Source organism: Pseudonocardia sp. T1-2H, assembly GCF_038039215.1.
Classification (GTDB): Bacteria; Actinomycetota; Actinomycetes; order Mycobacteriales; family Pseudonocardiaceae; genus Pseudonocardia.
Window position 1 is genome coordinate 1,293,296 of the sequence record NZ_JBBPCL010000001.1, and the last position, 20,690, is coordinate 1,313,985.

The window sequence follows — 20,690 nt, forward strand, 5'->3', positions numbered from 1 at the left end:
AGTCTCCCCGGCTCAGCTCGCCGCGGCACCGTCGGCTGCGCCACGGGTGGCGAACGGCCCGGGCCGGGGCATGTTGTGCTCGTCGAACTCGTCGGTGATGGCGGCATTCAGCGCGCGCTGCACGGCGAACTGCCTGCCCGGGTTGACCTTGACGGTCAGCCGCAGCGTGACACCCTCCGCGGTCACCTTCTCGACGCCCAGGACCTCCGGCGGCTCGAGCACGTCGTCCTTGATGTCCTCACCCTCGACCCGGCTCGCGGCGATGCGGCCGGCGAGCTCGCCCGCCTGCGTCATGTCCGCGGTGTGCGCCAGCGGCAGGTCGACGACGGCGACGGCGTAGCCCTGCGACTTGTTGCCGACGCGCAGGATCTCGCCGTTGCGGACGTACCAGACCGTGCCCTGATGGTCCCGCACCGTGGTGATCCGCAGGCCGACCGTCTCGACGACGCCGCTGGCCTCGCCCAGGTCCACGATGTCCCCGACGCCGTACTGGTCCTCGAGGAGCATGAACATGCCGGACAGGAAGTCCCGGACCAGGTTCTGCGCGCCGAAGCCGACGGCGACGCCGACGATCCCGGCCGAGGCCAGGATCGGCCCGAGGGCCACCCCGAACTCGGCGAGGATCATCACCGCGGCGATCAGCAGCACCACCGCGGACGTGATCGAGCGCAGCACCGAGCCGATCGTCCGGGCCCGCTGCGCGCGCCGCGCGGTGACCAGCGGGTTCGCCCCGGCCCGGAGCCGCTTCGGGGCGCGGCCCAGAAGCTTGGTGACGTGCCCGTTGGTGGCGCCCGCGACGAGGCGGGTGATGGAGCGATGCAGCAGGTGCCGGACCCCCAGGGCGATGACCAGGATGAGGACGATCCGCAGGGTGGGCGTCACGACCGCGTCCGCGGCGCTGGCCAGCGACCCGTTGTTCGTCCAGTGGTAGAAGCGGGCGCACCAGCTGGCGGGGGCGGCGGTGCAGGCGGGGGGTTCGGCGAGGGCGGTCTGCACCGCGTCGGGGATGGTCGCCGGGATCGGGGTTGCAGGGGTCATACGAGCTCCAGACCGGTGTGGGCGGCGAGGAAGGCGAGCGTGTCCACCGACAGCGCGACGCTGCGGGAGATCGAGCGGGCGCCGTGCCCGACGTCGGTCTCGCGGCGGAACAGGACGGGACGGGTCGTGACCTCGCCCGTGGTGGCGTCCTGCAGCGCCGCGCACATCTTGCGGGCGTGCAGCGGGTCCACCCGGGAGTCCGACTCGAACACGGTGAACAGCACGGCGGGGTATTCGATGCCGCCCTGCACCTGGTGGTAGGGCGAGTAGGAGAGCAGCCAGCCGAGCTCGTCGGCGTCCGCGGCCGTGCCGTACTCGTCGTTCCAGGTGCGGCCGAGGGAGAACTCCTCGTAGCGCACCATGTCCAGCAGCGGCGCCGAGCAGACCACGGCGCGGTAGAGGTCCGGGCGCTGGACGAGCGCCGCGCCGACGAGGAGGCCGCCGTTGGAGCCGCCGGAGATACCGAGCTGCCCGGGCGTCGTGGTGCCGGAGGCGATGAGGGACTCCGCGGCGGCGTGGAAGTCGTCGAAGACGTTCTGCTTCCGCCCGCGGTTGCCCGCGCGGTGCCACTCCTCGCCCTCCTCGCCGCCTCCCCGGAGGCTGACCAGCGCGTACGCGCCGCCCGCCGCGACCCAGGCCAGCGCGGACGACGTGTACGCCGGCTCGCGGCTGATCCCGAACCCGCCGTAGCCGGTCACCATCGCCGGCCACGGGCCCTCGCCGGTGGCGGGCGTGACGACGAACATCCGGACGGTCGTGCCGTCCCGGGAGGTGAACTCGCGCTGCTCGGTGCGCACGTCCGGGACGGTCACGTCCCCGGGCGCGGTGCTCTCCAGGACCGTCTCCCCGCTCACCCGGTCGTACCGGTGCACCTGCGGCGGCGTGACCAGGTCCGTCCAACCGATCCAGAGGGAGCCGTCGCGTTGCGGGGTGTCCCGGTCCGGCACCGTCAGCCCGGTCAGCGAGCCGGTGCCGGGGAGCGGCACGGTGCCCCGGGGCGTCCCGTCGACGTCGTGCAGGGCCAGCTCCGCGACGGCGTGCCGCGCGCGGGCGAGCACGAGCTGCGGTTCCTGCCCGCTCCCGGGCGCGGGCTCCAACCAGCGGACGCCCTCCAGGACGGACTCCGGGTCCTCGCCGACGAGGTCCCGCCAGTGCTCGCGGCCGGGCGTGCGGGGGTCGGTGACGGCGAGCTTCCAGCGCGGGGCGCCGTCGGTGGTGTGCAGGTACAGGCGGTCGTCGCGGTCGACCCAGGCGACGGCGCGGACGTCGTCGGCCTGGGTGAGGATCGTGGTCAGCTCCGCCGTCCTGCCGGCGCCCAGCTCGGTGATCCACAGGCTGTCCCGGCGGGCCGTGCCGACGTTCGCGCTGACGATCAGCCACCGGCCGTCCCGGGAGACCCGGACGCCGTAGTAGGTGTGGTCCTCGTAGAGCCCCGAGCCGGTGACCAGCGAGTCCTGCTCCGTCGGGGCGCCGACGCGGTGCCGCCAGATCCGCCGGTGGAAGTCGTCCTGGCCCTCGCCCATCTCGCCGGGGGCGACCTTGCGGACGAAGAAGAACTCGTCCCCGCCCGGCATCCAGGACACTGCGGAGTAGCGGCAGCGGTCGATCGGTCCGTCGACGAGCTCCCCGGACTCGACGTCCAGGACGTACAGCACGGACTGCTCGTCGCCGCCCGCGGAGACCTGGTAGGCGACCCGGCGGCCCTCGAGGTCCGGCACCCAGCTGTCCAGCGTGGTGAGCCCGGTGGGGTCCAGCACCATCGGGTCCAGCAGCGCCTTCTCGACCCCGTCCGGGCTGCGCGTGTAGATCACCGCGTGCTCCTGGCCCGGCTCGCGGCGGGAGAAGAACGCCCGGCCGGCGCGCCAGAGCGGCACCGAGATCGACCCCGCGGAGAGCAGGGCGCGCAGCCGGGCGTCCAGGACGTCCCGGCCGGGGAGGGCGTCGAGCAGGCCGCGGGCCAGGTCGTCCTGCGCGGCCGACCACTCGCGGGTGCGCGGGTCCTCGGGGTCCTCGAGCCAGCGGTACGGATCGGCGACGCGGTGCCCGTGCAGCTCCTCGACGAGATCGAGCCGTTCTGCGCCCGGATAGGGGCGGGTCCGTTCGGGCGTGCTCACGCGTCGGGAGCGTACGTCACCCGATCAGGGTCGCCGGGAGGCGGTTGCCGCCCTAAGGACGCCGCAGGCTCAGCTCGGCGAGCTCCGCACCCGTCAGCTCGGTGGTCTCGTGCGCGTCCGGTGCCCCGGGGGTGATGACCAGCGCCATCCCGGCGAACCCGCCGACCTGGGCGAGGACCCGGCAGGGCGACGCCTCCACGATGGTCACCGGCTCGCCGCGGAACCACCAGCGCTCGGCCAGCACGCCCAGCCCGAGCCGGTGCAGCTCGGCCACGGCCGACCCCTCGTCCACGGCCGTGCCGAGCTCACCCCCGAACACCGTGAGGTAGCGCCAGCTCCCGGCGCCGTCCGGCTCGACGAAGCCGATCAGCTCCTCGTCGTCCCGGCGGACCTCGGCGCGGTAGGCGGTCATGGTTCGGCTCCTCCCGGGTCCGTCGGTGTGCGGTCGGGAGTCAGGGTGCGCGGCCGGGCCGCGCCGCAGCAACGGATTTACCGCCGCGTGACGTGCTCCGGGACGGCCCGACCTGCCGGGACGTGCTCGTCCGGGACGGGCACGCCGAAGGTCGGGAGGACGGGGAGGACGCCGGCCCAGACGTCGTCGGTGATGTCCTCCTCGTCGTCGCCGGGTGGGCCGGTGCGGACCTTGACGCTCGCCTCGGCGAGGTCCATCGCGAGGACCGCGGTGGCGGCCAGCTCCCGGCGCGACGGGGTGCGCGCGTGCTCCCAGGAGCCGGGCGCGAGGTGCTCGACGATCGCCCGCAGCGAGTCCCGGCGCTCGGTCTCGTCCGTGACCGGGCGCGCGGTGCCGTGGACGACCGCGCTGCGGTAGTTCATCGAGAAGTGGAAGACCGCGCGGGCGTAGACGATCCCGTCGAGGTGGGTGACCGTGAGGCAGGCCGGCATCTCGCCGGAGCGCAGCCAGCGCGCGCCGGAGGAGCCGTGCACGTAGATCGTGTCGCCGATGCGGCCGTAGCCGGTGGGGAGCACGACGGGCGCCCCGTCCGCGACGAACCCGAAGTGGCACACGAGACCGGCGTCCAGCACGGCGTAGAGGTCCGCGCGGTCGGTGCGGGCGCGCTCGCCGAGCCGGCCGAGCGTGCTGCGTCCGGTGGGGGACAGGGGGGTCGTGGTGGTCACCTCCCGAGTGTGCGCCGCGGTGGTGGCATCCTGGGAGAGCCATTCCCGCTCGGATCGAGGAGGCCAATCCGGTGGACGTCCCGCCGATCGTGCTCGACCGCTCCGGCGCCGAGCCCCTCGCCGTGCAGCTCGCCGGGGCGCTGCGCGGGGCCGCGGCGGGCGGCACGCTGCGCGCGGGGGACCGGCTGCCCTCGACGCGCGCGCTCGCCGCCACCCTCGGCCTGAGCCGGACGGTCACCGCCGCCGCCTACGAGCAGCTGCTCGCCGAGGGCTGGGTCGAGGGCAGGGTGGGCGCGGGCACCTACGTGACGACGGCGCCGCCGGCTCGGCTCCCGGCCCGGCGGCGTGAGGACGCAGGCGCCACCGAGGCGGACCTGGTCGTGATGCGTGCCGGCGTCCCGTGCACCGAGGTGCTCGATCGCGGAGCCTGGCGCCGGGCCTGGCGGGCGGCCGCCGACCCCGCGCCGGACACCGAGCCCAGGCCGGAGGGGTTGCCGGAGTTCCGGGCGGCCGTCGTCGAGCATCTGCTGCGGCACCGGGGCCTCGCCGCGGACCCGGCGGACGTCCTCGCCACCGGCGGCAGCACGGGCGCGATCGCCGAGGTCGCCCGGACGCTCCCCGCGGGCGCCGTCGTCGCCGTCGAGGAGCCGGGGTACCAACGGGCCGCCAGCGGGCTGCGGTCCGCCGGGCTGCGCGTCGTCGGGGTCCCGGTCGACGACGCGGGCCTGGTCGTGGACGCGCTCCCGGCCGGGCTCGCCGCCGTCTACTGCACGCCCGCGCACCAGTTCCCGCTCGGCGGGCGGCTGCCCGCGTCCCGGCGGGTCGCGCTGGTCGAGCGGGCCAGGGCGGCCGGGTTCGTGGTCCTCGAGGACGACTACGACGGCGAGCTGCGCTACGACGTCGCCCCGCTGCCGCTGCTCGCGGCGCTCGGCCCGGACGTCGTCGCGCACTTCGGGACCACCAGCAAGATCCTCACGCCGACGCTCGGCGCGGGCTGGCTCGTCGCCCCGCCCGCCGTGCGCGAGGCGGTGCTACGGGAACGCGAACGCACCGGCAGCCGGCCCGCGCCGGCCGGGCAACGGGTGGTCACGGCGTTCGCGGCGGCGGGGGACCTGGCGCGGCACCTCCGGCGGCTGCGCCGCGAGCTGGCCGGCCGGCGGGCGGCGGTGGTCGAGGCGTTGGCCGGGATCACGGTGCTGGGCGACGAGGCGGGTGCGCACGTCGTCGTCCCGCTGCCGGACGTCGCCGCGGAACGGGCGGTGCTGCGCAGGGCCGAGGCAGCCGGGATCGCGCTCGACGGGCTCGAGCGCCACCACGCCGCCACGTCGACGCCGGGGATCGTGCTCGGCTACGCGGGCTCGACCCGCGCCGAGCTGCGGGCTGCGCTCCCGCACGTCGCAGCGATACTCCGGGAGGCGATGTCCGGGGTGCCCGACCCCGTTCCCCGGTGACGAACCGGGCGGGCGCGCCTACGGTCTGGGCGTGTCCACCCGCTCCGACCTCCCGCCGGACAGCCCGCTGTGGCACGGTGCCGCACGGCGAGCTCCGGGACAGCGCGGGGCAGCGCGTCCACTACACGCGCGGCGGGAGCGGCCCGCCGGTCGTCTGCCTGCACGGGTGGCCGGGCTTCTGGATCGACTACCGGTGCCTGCGCCCGCTGCTGGAGCCGGACGCGGACGTCGTCGCGATCGACCTCCGCGGATTCGGCGGCTCCATGGACGCGGAGCTGCACGCGGACCACTTCGGCCGGGCCGCGCAGGTCGGCGTGGTGCGGGACGTGTTCGACGCGCTGGGGATCGCGCGGGCGGTGCTGGTCGGCTACGACGTCGGCTCGTCCGTCGCGATCCAGTTCGCCCGGGAGTCCCCGGAGCGGGTGACCGGCCTGGTACTCGGCAACCCGATGCATCCGGCGTCCGCGCCGCTCGCGCTGGAGCCGGACCACCGCGGGGAGTTCTGGTACCAGGACTTCCACCAGCTGCGGCTGGCCGACGAGCTCGTCGACGGCCGGCCGGAGGCGGTGCTGTCCTACCTGCGGCACTTCTACGGGCACTGGGGCCATCGGCCCGCGGCCTTCCACCCGGACCACCTCGACGACCTGGTGCGCGCCTACGCCCGCCCGGGCGCGTTCTCGCGCAGCGTGAACTGGTACCGCTCGGGCTCGTCGACGGTCTTCGCCGCGCTCGCGGCCCGGGACGCGGAGTTCCCGCCGCCGGTCGCCGTCCCCGCGTCGGTGCTCTGGGGTGCGGCCGACCCGCTGTACCCGCCGACGTTCGCCGAGGGCCTGGAGAAGACCCTGCCGGGCCACACGCTCCGGGTGCTCGACGACGTCGGCCACTTCATCCCGCTCGAGGCCCCGGACGAGACGGCCGAGGCGGTCCACCGGTTCCTCTAGTGCTCAGTCGCCCGCGATCGGCATCGGTGCGGTGCGGGGGCGGCGGGGCGTGCCCACGGCGCCGAGCTGCACGTCCGCCGTGGTGGTCCCGGATCCCGTGAGGTCCACCCGGGCCACCCCGGGCAGGTGCACGCTCGTCGTGACCGTGTAGCTGCCGGGCATGAGCTCGGGGACGCGGTAGCCGCCGTCGTTCCCGCTCGTGGCGGTCGCGACGACCGTCCCCTCGACGTCGACGACCGTGATCATCGCGTTCGGCAGGGGCTGCCCGTCCGGGCCGGTGACCTGTCCGGCGAGGCCGCCGGCGGCGCTGATCGCCAGCTCCACCGGCACCGACGCCTCGGCGACGACGTGCACCGACGTGGCCTGAGGCGCCCGGCCCGCGAGGGTGGCGGTGATCGTCGTCGGGCCGACGGGCAGGCCCTCCATCCGGAAGGTGCCGTCGGGGTCCGTGACGGCCCGGCCGGTCAGCCGGCCCGCCGCGTCGAGCGCCAGCACCGTCACGCCGGGGACCCCGGCCGGGCCGCTCCCGCTGCGGACGATGCCGTGCACCGCGCCGTCGCCGCGCAGGTCGAAGTCCTGCCGCGCGCCCCGGCCGTCGAGCGTCACCGCGGCGACCTCGGGCCGGAAGCCCGGCGCGGTCGCGACGACCATGAACGTGCCGGCGCCGAGCCCGAAGAGCGCGTACCCGCCCGCCGGGTCGACCTGGGTGCGCCCGACCTGACGACCGTCCGGTGCGGTCACGGTGACGATGCCCTGCGCGATCGCGGTGCCGTGCGGGGTGCGCAGCGCGCCGACGAGCGACCCGGCCGTTTCCGGCTCGGCGGGCGCGGGCGCCCCGGCCAGGCCCGGCGCCCCCACAGCCCCGACGGCGGCCGTGGCCACCGCGCCCCTGTGGGCGCCGACGTCCCCGTAGAGGCCCTGCTCGTCGACGAGCTCGCCGCCCTCGGCCGCGAGCGCGGCCCGACGGGCTCGTGCGAGGCGCCCGGGACGACCCGCTTGCCGGTGAACGCCGAGGCGACCGCGGCGACCAGGCAGGCGATCACGGCGAACCAGAACGCCGCGGTCAGGCCGTCGGAGAACGGGCCGGAGATCAGGTTCGGGAAGAAGCTGCGCCCGGTGAGGAACGCGGCCTGGTCCGGCGGGATGACCTTCAGGACGTCGCCGAGCAGCTCCTGGACCGGGTTGTAGCCCAGGAACGCCGCGAACAGCACGCCGACGGGCGGTAGGGCCGCGATCCGGCTCGCGTCCGCCGCGGGCACGCCGTGCTGCAGCAGCCCGCTCTCCATCACCGACGGCAGGTGGCTCGACAGGCCGGCGATCATGAGGCTGAAGAAGAAGCCGATCGACAGCACCATGGCGGAGTTCTGGAACGTCGCGGTCATGCCGGCACCCGCGCCGCGGGAGTCGGCCGGCAACGCGTTCATGATCTCGGCCCGGTTGGGCGAGGAGAACAGGCCCATGCCGAGGCCGTTGAGCAGCAGGACCAGCGCGAAGACCCAGTAGTCGAAGTCCACCGGCAGCAGCTCGAGGAGCAGGAAGCTGACGGCGCTGATCACCATGCCGCCGGTGGTGAACAGCTTCGCGCCGTACTTGTCGGACAGCCAGCCCGAGATCGGCGCGGCGATCAGGAAGCCGATCGTCAGCGGGAGCATGTAGACACCCGCCCAGAGGGGCGTCTGCTCGAAGCTGTAGCCGTGCTGGGGCAGCCAGATGCCCTGCAGCCAGATGATGAGCACGAACTGGAGGCCACCGCGGCCGAGCGAGGCGAGCAGGTTGGCCAGGTTGCCCAGGGTGAAGGGCCGGTTCCGGAACAGCGAGAGCTCGAAGAGCGGCTTCGCGACCTTGGTCTCGATGACGCCGAACCCGATCAGCACGACGACGCCGCCGATGATGCAACCGAGCACCATCGGGCTCGTCCAGCCCATGGTGTGGCCGCCGTAGGGCTGGATGCCGTAGGTGATGCCCACCAGCACGGCGATGAGCCCCACCGCGAAGGTGATGTTGCCCCACCAGTCCATCTTGGCGGGCTGGCGGTTGCCGTTGTCCTTGAGCTTCAGGTACGCCCAGATCGTGCCGAAGACGCCGAACGGCACGGACACGAAGAAGACGAGGTGCCAGTTCACCGGGCCGAGCAGGCCGCCGATGACCAGGCCGAGGAACGAGCCGGCGATCGCCGCGACCCCGTTGATGCCCAGCGCCGTCCCGCGCTGGCGGACGGGGAACGCGTCGGTGAGGATCGCGCTGGAGTTCGCCATCAGGAACGCGCCGCCGACGCCCTGCACGATGCGCCAGCCGATGAGCCACATCGCGGCCGCGTCGCCCTGTTGCCAGGTGATCCCGAGGAACACCGAGGCGATCGCGAAGATCGCGAAGCCCATGTTGTACATCCGGACCCGGCCGAACATGTCGCCGAGCCGCCCGAAGCCGACCACCAGCACCGCGGTGACGACCAGGAAGCCCATGATCATCCATAGCAGGTAGCCGGTGTTGGACGGCTGGAGCGGGTTGATCCCGATGCCGCGGAAGATGTCCGGCAGCGCGATGAGCACGATCGACGAGTTGATGGTCGCCATGAGCATGCCCAACGTGGTGTTGGACAGCGCGATCCACTTGTAGCGGGGGTCAGGCTCGTCCTGGCCGCCACCGGCCCGGTCGAGCACTGCCGACTGTTCGGCTGGCACGAGGCCTCCCACCCGAAACTCGATGATTAGTTGTCTCAGGCTAACTGTTGCATCGTGCCACGGTCGAGCCCGCAGTTCCCGGAGAGGCCGTGGGATGCCCCACAGTGGAATCGGTCCAGAGTCCCGTGGTCAAGCGTTTCCGTAGACCCGGACCGGCTCGACCAGAACCGCCACCCGCCCCTCCTCCCGCATCACCCGGTCGTAGGTGTCCCAGTCGTCGTGCGTGCCACCGGCGGCCTCGAAGACCGCGCGGAGCAACAGTCGCAGCGTCTCCGCATCGACGTCCCCGGGCCCGATCAGCTCGCTCGTCCCGTCCACGGCGGCCCAGCGCCAGCCCGCCCGCCAGAGCACCGAGGTCGCCGGCCGGGCACGCAGGTTGCGGAGCTTCACCTGTCCGTAGGTGACGTACCCGACCACCGGCTCCCCCCTCGTCGGATGGTCGAGGACCCCGGCGTTGACCAGCGACGAGTGCGGGGTCCCGTCCGCGCGGACGACGGCCACGCTCGCCAGGCCGCTGTCCTTGCGGACGATGTGCCGGACGGCTTCCAGATCTTGTGCGCTCACGCCCCGAGTGTGGCACGCGCCACCCTTGGGGACCGTGGCCTACGCTCGCCGGTCATGAGCGACGCCCACGTGGACAGCACCGCCCGAACCGACCGTGTGCGGGTGGCGGTCGTCTTCGGTGGCCGCAGTTCCGAGCACGCGATCTCCTGCGTCTCGGCGGGAAGCGTCCTTGCGCACCTGGACCGCGAGAGGTTCGACGTCGTGCCGGTCGGCATCGCGCGGGACGGTTCCTGGGTGCTGGGCACGGACGATCCGTCGGTGCTGCGGATCTCCGGACGCACGCTGCCCGAGGTCGACGGCTCGGCCGCCGCCCTCGTCCTGCCGGGGGACCCGACCCGCGGCGGCCTCGTCCGGCTGGACCCCGAGCACGCGGGCGAGGTGCTCGCGGGGGTCGACGTCGTGTTCCCCGTGCTGCACGGCCCCTTCGGCGAGGACGGCACGGTGCAGGGCCTGCTGGAGATGGCCGGCCTGCCCTACGTGGGCGCCGGGGTGCTCGCCAGCGCGGCGGGCATGGACAAGGAGTTCACCAAGAAGCTGCTGGCCGCGGCCGGGATCCCGGCGGGCCGGCTCGTCGTGCTGCGGCGCGGGACCGCGACCCTGACCGAGGCCGAGCGTGCGGACCTCGGCCTGCCGGTGTTCGTGAAGCCCGCGCGGGCGGGCTCGTCGGTCGGGATCACGAAGGTGTCGGACTGGGCGGACCTCGACGCCGCGATCGCCACCGCCCGCGAGCACGACCCGAAGGTGCTGGTCGAGGCGGCCGTCGTCGGCCGCGAGATCGAGTGCGGGGTGCTCGAGCTGCCGGACGGCACGCTCCGCGCCAGCCTGCCGGCCGAGATCCGGCTGGTCGCCAGCACGGCGGACTTCTACGACTTCGAGGCCAAGTACCTCGACGACGCCTGCGAGTTCGACATCCCCGCCAAGCTCGACGAGGACCTCGCCGAGAACCTCCGCGCGATGGCGATCGACGCCTTCCGGGCGCTGGACGGGCAGGGCCTGGCCCGGGTCGACTTCTTCGTCGGTGAGGACGGCGACCTGACCGTCAACGAGGTCAACACGATGCCCGGTTTCACCCCGATCTCGATGTATCCGCGGATGTGGGCGGAGACCGGCGTCGACTACCCCACGCTGCTCACGACGCTCGTCGAGACGGCGCTCGCGCGGGGGACCGGGCTGCGCTGAGCCCTGCCCGCCGCGCTGAACCGGCTCTCAGCGCACGACGACCGGGCCCTTCGGCAGCGTCGAGACCACGGCGTCCGAGACCGCCTGCAACGGGCCGCTGCCCGCCGTCGTCGGGACGGTGAGGGCGACGTAGACGGGCCGGTCCACCGCGACGTAGGTGGTCAGGACCGGGTCCGGGGCGTTGTCCGTCAGCGCCAGCCAGCTCACGCCGTTGACGTCGGTGAGCGGGGACGTCGGCACGAGCCCGCCGGCCGCGGCAACCCGCAGCGCAGCACGACGGGCCGGGGTGACGCCGCCCAGGCCGCGACGCCGGCCTCCGACGGCGCGGCGATCGGCCTGGCCGGGAGCGGGTCCGGATCGGCGGGCAGCTCCTTCGGCAACGCCGCGAGCAGCGAGACGCAGCCGGCCGAGCCCCCGTCCGTGGCCCCGACCGGGGGGACCGCGAGCGGCCCGGTCTCCGCGGGCACGGGTGCCGGCGCGGCCTCGGTGCCGCGACCCCGGAACGTCAGCCCGAGGACCGCGACGACGACGGCGAGCAGCACGGGTAGCGCGATCGCGACGACCACCGCCGGTCGCCGCAGGTCGGGGCCGTGCCCGGTGTCCACCTTCACCTACACCAGTTTGACGACCGGGCAGGTCAGCGTCCGGGTGATCCCCAGCACGCCCTGGACGCGGGCGACGACCAGCTGCCCCAGCTCGTCGACCGTGTCGGCCTCGGCGCGGACGATGACGTCGTAGGGTCCGGTGACGTCCTCGGCGGAGATCACGCCGGGGATGCCGGAGATCTCTCCGGCGACCGCGGCCGACTTTCCGACCTCGGTCTGGACCAGGATGTAGGCCTGCACCACGGCGTGCCCCTCTCGATTCTCGTGGTCCGCCGGAGTGCTCCGGCGGAGAGTCGGAAGGGAACGTACCTGAGGAGGAGCGTTTGTCCCCATCGTCGAGCACCCCTCGTGACGCAACCGAGGCGATCGACACACCGGGCGAGCGCCTGTCGGAGCTCGGCGAGTTCGGCCTGATCAGCCGGGTGACGCGCGACCGGCCCCAGCCGCCGGCGACGCTGCTGGGGCCCGGGGACGACGCCGCGGTCGTCGCGTCGCCGGACGGGAGGGTCGTCGCGTGCACGGACGTCCTGGTCGACTGCGTGCACTTCCGCCTGGACTGGTCCACCCCGGAACAGGTGGGGCGCAAGGCCGCGGCGGCGAACCTCGCGGACGTCGCGGCGATGGGCGCGGTGCCCACGGGCCTGCTGGTCGGCCTGGCCTGCCCGGCCGACACCCCCGTCGAGACGCTCGAGGACCTGGCCGCGGGACTCTGGGCCGAGGCGGGCGTCGTGGGCGTCGGCGTCGTCGGCGGGGACGTGGCCTCCTCGGCGACGCTCGTGGTCTCCGTGACCGCGCTCGGTTCGCTGGAGGGCCGGGCGCCGGTCCTGCGCACCGGCGCCCGGCCGGGGGACGTCGTGGCGGTGGCCGGGCGCCTCGGCTGGGCCGGTGCCGGGCTCGCCGTCCTGACCAGGGGTTTCCGCTCGCCCGGTACGGTGGTGAACGCCCACCGGGTGCCCGAGCCGCCCTACGCGGCCGGACCCGCTGCCGCGAAGGCCGGTGCCACGTCCATGATCGACGTGTCGGACGGGCTGCTGGCGGACCTCGGGCACATCGCGCGGGTGTCCGGCGTGCTCGTCGATCTCCGGTCCGAGGCGCTGGAGGTCCCGGCCCGGCTGGTCGACGTCGGGTCCGCGCTGGGCGTCGACCCGCTGCACTGGCTGCTCACCGGGGGCGAGGACCACGCGCTCGTCGCGACGTTCCCGCCGGGCACGGCCCTGCCCGAGGGCTGGCGAGAGATCGGCGTGGCCGCCGCGGGCGAGCCGGTCGTGCTCGTGGACGGCCGGACCTACGAGGGCGACCAGGGCTGGGACCACTTCGCCGGCCGCTGACGGATGTCCGCGTCGACCTCACCGCAACACCGTGCGGGCAGGCGCTCACAGGCCCGGGGCGGGACGGGTGACCGCCGAGACCCACGAGCGGATGCGACGCCTCGCCGCCGCGGTCAGCTCCTCCTGAACAGCCTCCGCCAGCCCTTGCGCTCCTTCACCGGGTAGGACCGCTGCGGCTCGGGATAGGCCGGCGGCTCCGCGGCGACGGGCGGGGGCGCGAGGGGCGCGAACGCCGCCGGGAGGGTCGCGGGCGCGAGGGCCGGCAGGGTGGCGGGATGATCCGGCGTCCCGGCCCGGACCGGTGCGCCGACGATCACGGTGTCGGCGGAGGGGTCCGGCTCGGGAGCGACCCCGACGGCGGCGGTGCCCTTCGCCTCGATCGGGCCGGCGCCGTGCGGCTCGGCCGGGCCCGCGGTGTCCTTCGCCTCGGCGGCGTCGGCCCGGGTCGGGGCGGCTTCGCCGGCGTCGGCCGTGACCGAAGTCTCCTCCGAGCCGCCGGTGGCCTCCGCGGCCCTGGCGTCGGCTCCCGCGCCGCGCCGGGGGAGCGGCGACGGCCGTGGCCGGAAGAACCCGGTCCGCAGCGCGGCGCCCGGGGCGTTCGGGGTCGGGTCGCCCGGGTTCGTGGTGGTCTCCGGGGAGTCGGCGGATCCGGTCGTGCTCACGGCCCGCTATCGCCCGGCCCCGGAAGCCCGTTACGCCGCGCTGGTGGAGGGCGGCGGTGGCACGCGCGCCGAGCCCCCACGCGCGGGGTTGCGCCGCACGCGCGCGGTAGGCGGCGAGCGTGCCGCCGAACCGCGCGCGTGGCCTCGGGGAGCGGAGCCGTCAGGGCAGCATCCAGCCCAGGACCGGGGTGGACTGCAGATAGATCAGCACCGCGAGGACCAGCAGCATCCCCAGGCTCCAGCCGATGATCTTGCGCAGCAGGAGACCCTCCTGGCCCTCGAGCTTCACCGCGACGGCCGCGATCGTGAGGTTCTGCGGCGAGAGCATCTTGCCGAGCACCCCGCCGGACGAGTTCGCCCCCGCGAGCAGTTCGGGGGCAGCCCCGCCTGGTTCGCCGCGGTCACCTGCAACGCCCCGAACAGCGCGTTCGCGGACGTGTCCGAACCGGTGACGGCGACGCCGAACCAGCCGAGCAGCGGGGACAGGAACGCGAGCGCCCCACCGGCGCCGGCGATCAGCAGCCCGATCGCGGCGGTCTGCGCCGACGCGTTCATGACGTAGGCGAGCGCGAGCACCGCGGTGACGGTGAGGATCGCCCACCTGAGGTCGGAGACGGTCCGGGCCCAGGTGGCGAGGGCCTTCCCGGCCCCGACCCCGAGCACCGCCGCGACGATCACGCCCGAGAGCAGCATCAGGGTCCCGGCGGTGGAGAGCCAGGTCAGCGAGTACATCGTGGTGCTGTGCGGCTTCCCGTTCGTGCCGACGACGTCCAGGCCGGGCCAGCGGAACGCGAGCTTCAGCGAGTCGACGGCGGGCTTGATCCCGGGCAGCTGCGCGAGCGCGAAGACGGCGATGATGATCACGTACGGCGCGTACGCGCGGCGGACCTCGGTAGGGGTGTCCGGGAGGGTCGTGGTCGACCCGCCCACGGCGGGCTCCGTCGTCCCGGCCTCGGCCGTCGCGTGTCCGGTCGTCGGCCCGGTGGTCGCGGGCCGGGTCGTCGGGGGCTGGGTCGTCGAGGGCTGGGCCGTGGACGGCGCGCCCGGCCTCCCCGCCTGCTCGCCGGTTGTGTCGGGGGCGCGGCCGCGGGTGTCGCGGGCCGCCCACACCGCGTCCGGGCGGGCCCGCGAGAGGAGCACCACCGCGATCGCGGCGAGCAGCGAGGCCACGATGTCCGTGAGCGCCACCGAGACGAAGTTCGACGTGGCGAACTGCGCGATCGCGAACACGACGCCCGCCGCGACCGCGGGCGCCCACGCCTCCCGGACGCCGCGCCGCCCGTCGACGATGTACACCAGGACCAGCGGCACGAACAGCGCCAGGAAGGGGGTCTGCCGGCCGACCATCGACGAGACCTGGTCGAGCGGGAGCCCCGTGACCGACGCGAGGGTGATCACGGGGACGCCCATCGCTCCGAACGCGACGGGCGCGGTGTTGGCGACCAGCGCGAGGACCGCGGCGCGCAACGGCTTGAAGCCCAGCGCCATCAGCATCACCGAGGTGATCGCGACGGGGGCGCCGAACCCGGCGAGCGCCTCCAGCAGCGCGCCGAAGCAGAACGCGACCAGGATCGCCTGCGTCCGCTGGTCCGAGGAGAAGGCGCCGAAGCTGCGCCGCAGGACGTCGAAGTGCCCGGTCGCGACGGTCAGGTTGAACACCCACAGGGCGTTGACCACGATCCAGAGGATCGGGAAGAGCCCGAAGAACGCGCCGTGCGCCGCGGCGGACAACGACATCCCGACGGGCAGCCCGAATCCCACGATCGCCACGACCAGCGAGGCCGCGAGGCCCGCGAGCGCGGCCCAGTGCGCCCGCACCCGCAGCACCCCGAGGAGCAGCAGCACTACGGCCAGCGGGATCACCGCCAGCAGCGCCGACCAGGCGAGCGAGCCGCCGACGGCACGAGGGTCCTGTTGGTAGGCGGCGAGGACGATTCCGGACGACGCTGTCCCAAGGGTCATGAAGCAGGAGTCTGCGACGAATCGGCCGCCCCGGCAGCGTGAACTGGGCCGAACGGGTCGACCGGTGCGGTGGAGACACCCGAGCGGCCGGATCGCGGCGCCGGGGTGCCGGCGCCGCGATCCCGGGCTCAGGTCCTCGGCACCGGCACGTTCCGGATGCTGGCGTCGAGCAGCTGCACGGGATGCAGCAGCGGGAGCGAGCCGTCCCCGGACTCCGACGCCAGGTGCTTGCCGATCTGCAGCAGGCAGCCCGGGTTCGCCGTCACGATGACGTCCGGCCGCACGGACCGCACGTTGTCCGCCTTGCGCTTCCCCAGGTCGTCCGCCGCCTCCGGCATGATCATGTTGTAGATCCCGGCCGAGCCGCAGCAGAGCTCCGCCTCGGGGATGTCGACGAGATCGAGCTCCGGGATGCTGCGGAGCACCGCCCGCGGCTCGGCGCGGACCTTCTGCGCGTGCCCGAGGTGGCAGGCGTCGTGGTAGGCGACCCGGAGCCCACGCGAAGCGTCCTTGTCTCCGACGGGCGAGCGCGGGGCACGCGGTTCGAGCGCCGCGAGGACCTCGTGCACGTCCTTCACCCGCGCGCTGAACGCCTTCGCCCGCTCGGCCCACTCGGGGTCGTCGGACATCAGGTGGCCGTAGTCCTTCATCGACGAGCCGCAGCCCGCGACGTTGGTGACGATCGTGTCCACGTCGAGGTGCTCGAACCGCGCGATGGTCCTCCTCGCCCGGCCCAGCGCGGACTCCTCGCGTCCGGAGTGCAGCTCCAGCGCGCCGCAGCACTGCTGGTCCCTGGGGACCTCCACGTCGTAGCCCTCGGCGGAGAGCACCCGCACGGTCGCCTCGTTGACCCGGTGGAAGAACACGTCCTGCACGCACCCGGAGAGCAGCGCGACCCGGCCGCGGCGCTCGCCGATCGCGGCGGTGTGCACGGGCAGCGTCGCGAACGCCTCCCGGACCGTGACGGGCGGGAGCAGGGACTCCATCGCGGCCAGCCGCGAGAACCCTCCGGTGGCGAGGCGTCCGATCGCCTTGTCGGCCAGCTTCCCGATCGCCGGGACGGTCCGGAGCTTCTGGTAGAGCGCACCGGGCAGCGCGGCCGCCTTCAGCCGTCGCTTGTACGGGAAGAGGGCGAAGATCGCGTTCCGGAAGAGCTGGTCCCCACGCTCCCGTTCCACGTTCCGCTCGATCTGCGGGCGCACCGACTCCAGCAGCTTGTCGTACTGGACGCCGGACGGGCAGGCCGTCACGCACGCCATGCAGCCGAGGCACCGGTCGATGTGCTCGGTGAACGGGCCCTCGAGGGGGATCTCGCCCTTCGCCGCCAGGTCCATCAGCAGGATCCGGCCGCGCGGGGAGTCCATCTCCTCGCCCCAGAGCTGGTAGGTCGGGCAGGTGGGCAGGCAGAAGCCGCAGTGCACGCAGTCGTCGAGGAGCTCGCGCTCCGGCGGCCGGTGCGGGTCGAACGCACTCGGCCCGGCCTGCGGGATGTTGGTCTCGGCGGAGCCGGCGGGGGTGGTCACGAGATCTCCCACGGGTCGAAGCGGCCCGGACCGAAGCGGCCGTCCGGGTCGAACTGGGCCTTGACCGCTTTCAGCACGGCCAGGGCGGAGGGCGGCGGGCCCCAGGCGGGGGCGTCGAGCGCGGCGGGCCGTCGGCGGAGCACGGAGGTACCGCCCACCGCGTGCACGGCGTCGTGCGCGTCGGCGACGGCGGTGCCGGGCACGCTGACGGTGGCGACGCCCGTTCCCAGGCCCGCGGCGGCCGACGTGCAGGGCAGCCCGGCCAGCAGTGCGGGGAGCCGGGAGGGCCGGGCGCCGATCCGCAGGACGGCGCCGTCGCCGGAGCCGCGCACGAGGGCGGCGTGGGCGTCCCACACGTCGTCGGACGTCGTCTCGGCTCCCGCCCCGAGCTGCGCGACCACGCGCTCGATGCGGGCGGGCAGGGCCGCCTCGGTGCTCTCGATCCGCACCAGCAGCCGATCCGGCTCCGACGTCGAGTTCCCGCCCGAGATCCACTCCAGTGCGGTCGGCTCGAGCGGGCTCTCCAGCACGCGTGCGGCGTGCCCCGCGGCCTCGGCCAGGGGGCAGGCCAGCGCGACGGTGCCGGTCGCCTTCGGCGTCGGGTGCAGCCGCAGGACGACCTCGACGAGCGCGCCGAGCGTCCCGTACGAGCCGTGCAGCAGCTTGGCGAGGTCGTAGCCGGCGACGTTCTTGATCACGTGTCCGCCGCTGCGGGCGATGGTGCCGTCCGCGAGCAGTGTCGTCGTCCCGATCACGAGGTCCCGCATCCCGCCGTGGACCAGCGCGGACGGGCCGGCGTCGGCGGTCGCGACGAGCCCGCCGACGGTCGCCCCGTCGGCGATCCGGGCCGCGTCGAGCGAGACGTGCTGGCCGTGCTCGGCGAGCTCGTCCTGCAGGTCCCGCAGCGGGGTCCCGGCGTGCACGGAGACCGTCATGTCGCCCGGGTTGTGGGCGATGACGCCGCGCAGCCGGGAGAGGTCCAGGACGGCGTCGACGTCCCGGAGCCGGCCCGCCCAGTCCGCGGCGGTGCCGGCGCCGGTGATCCCCAGCGATCCGGGGGTGTCGAGGACCGCGTCCCGGGCCTCGTGCAGGCTCTCCGGCCTGGGTGTGGTGGGGGCCGTGGATGTCATAGCCGCTCGATCACTCCTGACTCCTCCAGCGGGTGCGGACGGTACTTCCCGGGGCGCTCGCCGCAGAGCCGCGGCGTGGGCAGCACCTTCCCGGGATTGCAGATCCCGTCCGCGTCGAACGCGTCGCGGACCCGCTGCATGACGGCGAGGTCGTCCTCCCCGAACATCTTGGGCATCGAGCACGCCTTGTCCGTGCCGATGCCGTGCTCGCCGGACAGCGACCCGCCGAGCTCGACGCACAGCTCCGCGATCCGGCCGGACAGCTTCTCGGCGCGCTCGGTCTCGCCCGCGGCGGCGCTGTAGAGGACCAGCGGGTGCAGGTTCCCGTCCCCGGCGTGGAAGACGTTCGCGACCCGGATGCCCTCCTCTGCGCCCATGTCCGCGATCCGGCCCAGCACCTCGGCGAGCCGGGTGCGGGGGACCACGCCGTCCTGGACGAAGTAGTCCGGCGAGATCCGGCCGACCGCCGCGAACGCCGCCTTGCGGCCCCGCCATATCGCGGCGCGCTCCTCCGGGGAGCCCGCGATGTGCAGCCGGGTGCAGCCGTGGGCGTCGCAGATGGCCTTGACCTGCTCGAACTGGTCGTCGCACTCCTCGATCGGCCCGTCCAGCTCGACGACCAGCGCCGCCGGGGTGCCCACGGTGTAGCCCGCGTGCACGGCCTCCTCGGCGGCCTCGATCGCGAGCGTGTCCATCATCTCGACGGCGGCGGGCACGATCCCGGCGGCGACGATGTCGCTGACGACGTCCCCCGCCTCCCCGACGGACGGGAAGTCCGCGAGCAGCGTCCGGACCGTCTCCGGGGTGCGCAGCAGCCGGACGACGATCTTCGTGGTGATGCCGAGCGTGCCCTCGGAACCGAGGAACACCCCGCGCAGGTCCGGGCCCTGTTGTTCGGGGCTGTCCCCGCCGAGGGTGACCAGCGTGCCGTCCGGCAGCACGACCTCGACGGACAGCACGTGGTTGGTGGTGAAGCCGTACTTCAGGCAGTGGGCACCGCCGGAGTTCTCCGCGACGTTCCCGCCGATCGTGCAGACCTGCTGGCTCGACGGGTCGGGTGCGTAGTACAGCCCGTGCGACGCCGCCGCGCCGGTGATCTCCAGGTTGGTCACGCCCGGCTCGACGACCGCGCGCCGGTTCTCCGGATCGACCTCCAGCACCCGCTTCAGCCGGGCCAGCGAGATCACGACCCCGTCCGCGACCGGGAGCGCCCCGCCGGAGAGCCCGGTCCCGGCGCCGCGGGCGACGAACGGGATGCCGTGCTCGTGGCACACCCGGACGCTCGCCGCGACCTCCTCGGCGGTGCGGGGAGCAGCACCATGTCCGGCACGACGCGGTACCCGGTGAGCCCGTCGCACTCGTAGGCGCGTCGCCTCACCGGGTCGTCGACGATGTTCTCGGCCCCGACCGCCGCGGCGAACGCGGCGCGGGCTCGCGGATCCAGGCTCATCGGTCTCCTCCTGTCGACGCTGGCGGAAAGGTGTGCGGAGCGTACGTCCGGATCGGCGCCCGGCGCCCGGCCGGACGGGGACGGGCCGGCCGCCCGTTCACCCGGCCCGTCACGCGAAGGCCAGCAGCGAGCCGAGCCGTCGGCCCGCCGCGACGACCAGCGGGGCGATCCGGGCGACGGTCGCGTCGTCCATCCGGGAGACCGGACCCGAGACCGAGACCGCGGCGGAGCCGTGCGGGCCGGTGACCGGGGCCGCGACGCAGCGCACGCCCGTCTCCTGCTCGCCCTCGTCCAGCACGTACCCCCGGCCCCGCGCGACGGTGAGCTCCGCGGCGAGGACCCCGGGGTCGGTGATCGTCGTCGGCGTGACGGCCGGGAGCCCGGTGCGCTCCATGATCGCGGCGGACTCGTCCGCCGGCAGCGCCGAGAGCAGGGCCTTCCCGACCCCGGTGCAGTGCAGCGGGACCCGGCGGCCGATCTCGGTGAACATCCGCATCGAGTGCCGGGACGGGACCTGGGCGACGTAGACGGCGCGGTCGCCGTCGAGCACCGCGAGGTTCGCCGTCTCGCCGGCCGCGGCGACCAGCTCGTCGAGCACCGGGGTGGCCCAGCGGCCGAACTGCCGGGCCGCCGTCTCGCCCAGCCCGACGAGCCTGGGGCCGAGCGTGTAGCGGCGCGAGGGGAGCTGGCGCAGGTAGCCGAGCCCGACGAGCGTGCGGACGAGCCGGTGGATCGTGGCCGGCGCGAGCCCGGTGCGGTCCGCGAGCTCGGACAGCCCGGCCTCGCCGCCGGCGTCGGCCAGGGTCTCCAGCAGCTCGAAGGCGCGCGCGAGCGACTGGACGCCGCCGGCGCGGGGTACCTCGGGGAGGGACTCGGGAAGGGACTCGGTCACGCCGGTGACTGTAGCGCGTATTCCGTGATGCGG

At 74.4% G+C, this 20,690-nt stretch carries 18 protein-coding genes and 2 pseudogenes; 4 read left to right on the forward strand and 16 right to left on the reverse strand.

The features are described 5' to 3' along the window. Positions 1 to 12: 12 nt before the first annotated feature. The 4 genes from WBK50_RS06505 to WBK50_RS06520 form a co-directional block, all read right to left on the reverse strand. Positions 13 to 1,038, reverse strand: coding sequence for a mechanosensitive ion channel family protein (locus WBK50_RS06505; protein ID WP_341334717.1), 1,026 nt, complete (start codon positions 1,036 to 1,038; stop codon positions 13 to 15). Next, positions 1,035 to 3,152 carry a prolyl oligopeptidase family serine peptidase gene (locus WBK50_RS06510; protein ID WP_341334718.1) on the reverse strand — a complete coding sequence of 706 codons (2,118 nt, stop codon included), beginning with the start codon at positions 3,150 to 3,152 and terminating at the stop codon, positions 1,035 to 1,037. Before WBK50_RS06510 ends, WBK50_RS06505 begins: the two co-directional genes overlap by 4 nt. A gap of 52 nt (positions 3,153 to 3,204) precedes the next feature. Then, on the reverse strand, positions 3,205 to 3,564 hold the full coding sequence (locus WBK50_RS06515) for a hypothetical protein (protein WP_341334719.1): 360 nt from the start codon (positions 3,562 to 3,564) through the stop codon (positions 3,205 to 3,207). Positions 3,565 to 3,641: 77 nt separating this feature from the next. Then, entirely contained in the window at positions 3,642 to 4,289 is a 648-nt protein-coding gene (locus tag WBK50_RS06520; protein ID WP_341334720.1) for a pyridoxamine 5'-phosphate oxidase family protein, read from the reverse strand. A 71-nt stretch (positions 4,290 to 4,360) separates the two neighbouring features. On the opposite strand from WBK50_RS06520, the gene pdxR reads away from it, so the two are divergent. After that, a complete protein-coding gene (pdxR, locus tag WBK50_RS06525; RefSeq protein ID WP_341334721.1) occupies positions 4,361 to 5,740 on the forward strand; it encodes a MocR-like pyridoxine biosynthesis transcription factor PdxR in 1,380 nt (459 codons plus the stop codon). A gap of 77 nt (positions 5,741 to 5,817) precedes the next feature. Next, a complete protein-coding gene (locus tag WBK50_RS06530; protein ID WP_341334722.1) occupies positions 5,818 to 6,681 on the forward strand; it encodes an alpha/beta fold hydrolase in 864 nt (287 codons plus the stop codon). A 3-nt stretch (positions 6,682 to 6,684) separates the two neighbouring features. On the opposite strand, the gene WBK50_RS06535 is transcribed toward WBK50_RS06530, so the two are convergent. The 3 genes from WBK50_RS06535 to WBK50_RS06545 all read right to left on the reverse strand — a co-directional run bounded on the left by WBK50_RS06535 (position 6,685) and on the right by WBK50_RS06545 (position 9,926). After that, complete coding sequence (locus WBK50_RS06535) at positions 6,685 to 7,422, reverse strand: MSCRAMM family protein (protein WP_341334723.1); 738 nt, start codon at positions 7,420 to 7,422, stop codon at positions 6,685 to 6,687. Further along, positions 7,419 to 9,362: an MFS transporter gene (locus tag WBK50_RS06540; protein ID WP_445942229.1), complete on the reverse strand. Its 1,944-nt coding sequence runs from the start codon at positions 9,360 to 9,362 to the stop codon at positions 7,419 to 7,421. The genes WBK50_RS06535 and WBK50_RS06540 overlap by 4 nt, the downstream gene beginning before the upstream one ends. A gap of 129 nt (positions 9,363 to 9,491) precedes the next feature. Beyond that, complete coding sequence (locus WBK50_RS06545; RefSeq protein ID WP_341334724.1) at positions 9,492 to 9,926, reverse strand: TIGR03618 family F420-dependent PPOX class oxidoreductase; 435 nt, start codon at positions 9,924 to 9,926, stop codon at positions 9,492 to 9,494. Positions 9,927 to 9,980: 54 nt separating this feature from the next. On the opposite strand from WBK50_RS06545, the gene WBK50_RS06550 reads away from it, so the two are divergent. Then, on the forward strand, positions 9,981 to 11,105 hold the full coding sequence (locus tag WBK50_RS06550; RefSeq protein ID WP_341334725.1) for a D-alanine--D-alanine ligase family protein: 1,125 nt from the start codon (positions 9,981 to 9,983) through the stop codon (positions 11,103 to 11,105). Between the two features lie 27 nt (positions 11,106 to 11,132). Here WBK50_RS06550 and WBK50_RS06555 read toward each other — a convergent pair whose 3' ends face one another. From WBK50_RS06555 to WBK50_RS06565, 3 genes are read right to left on the reverse strand one after another with little or no spacing between them, the layout of a single operon-like run. Beyond that, positions 11,133 to 11,312 (reverse strand): DUF3515 family protein, encoded by a 180-nt coding sequence (locus WBK50_RS06555; RefSeq protein WP_341334726.1) that lies wholly within the window; start codon positions 11,310 to 11,312, stop codon positions 11,133 to 11,135. Next, positions 11,309 to 11,716, reverse strand: a complete 408-nt coding sequence (locus WBK50_RS06560; RefSeq protein WP_341334727.1) for a DUF3515 family protein — start codon at positions 11,714 to 11,716, stop codon at positions 11,309 to 11,311. The genes WBK50_RS06555 and WBK50_RS06560 overlap by 4 nt, the downstream gene beginning before the upstream one ends. Continuing rightward, positions 11,717 to 11,953 carry an Lrp/AsnC ligand binding domain-containing protein gene (locus tag WBK50_RS06565; RefSeq protein ID WP_341334728.1) on the reverse strand — a complete coding sequence of 79 codons (237 nt, stop codon included), beginning with the start codon at positions 11,951 to 11,953 and terminating at the stop codon, positions 11,717 to 11,719. 122 nt (positions 11,954 to 12,075) lie between these two features. Here WBK50_RS06565 and WBK50_RS06570 point away from each other — a divergent pair, with 122 nt between their 5' ends. Then, positions 12,076 to 13,038 (forward strand): thiamine-phosphate kinase, encoded by a 963-nt coding sequence (locus WBK50_RS06570; RefSeq protein ID WP_341339319.1) that lies wholly within the window; start codon positions 12,076 to 12,078, stop codon positions 13,036 to 13,038. Between the two features lie 113 nt (positions 13,039 to 13,151). Here WBK50_RS06570 and WBK50_RS06575 read toward each other — a convergent pair whose 3' ends face one another. The 6 genes and pseudogenes from WBK50_RS06575 to WBK50_RS06600 form a co-directional block, all read right to left on the reverse strand. Continuing rightward, positions 13,152 to 13,700 carry a hypothetical protein gene (locus WBK50_RS06575; protein ID WP_341334729.1) on the reverse strand — a complete coding sequence of 183 codons (549 nt, stop codon included), beginning with the start codon at positions 13,698 to 13,700 and terminating at the stop codon, positions 13,152 to 13,154. Positions 13,701 to 13,860: 160 nt separating this feature from the next. Beyond that, positions 13,861 to 15,662: pseudogene (locus WBK50_RS06580) on the reverse strand (L-lactate permease). Positions 15,663 to 15,790: 128 nt separating this feature from the next. Further along, positions 15,791 to 17,185, reverse strand: a complete 1,395-nt coding sequence (locus WBK50_RS06585; RefSeq protein ID WP_341334730.1) for a (Fe-S)-binding protein — start codon at positions 17,183 to 17,185, stop codon at positions 15,791 to 15,793. After that, positions 17,182 to 18,315 carry an FAD-binding oxidoreductase gene (locus WBK50_RS06590; protein ID WP_341334731.1) on the reverse strand — a complete coding sequence of 378 codons (1,134 nt, stop codon included), beginning with the start codon at positions 18,313 to 18,315 and terminating at the stop codon, positions 17,182 to 17,184. Before WBK50_RS06590 ends, WBK50_RS06585 begins: the two co-directional genes overlap by 4 nt. After that, positions 18,312 to 19,765: pseudogene (locus tag WBK50_RS06595) on the reverse strand (FAD-linked oxidase C-terminal domain-containing protein). Before WBK50_RS06595 ends, WBK50_RS06590 begins: the two are co-directional and overlap by 4 nt. 109 nt (positions 19,766 to 19,874) lie before the next feature. Next, positions 19,875 to 20,657, reverse strand: coding sequence for an IclR family transcriptional regulator (locus tag WBK50_RS06600; RefSeq protein ID WP_341334732.1), 783 nt, complete (start codon positions 20,655 to 20,657; stop codon positions 19,875 to 19,877). Positions 20,658 to 20,690: the final 33 nt, after the last annotated feature.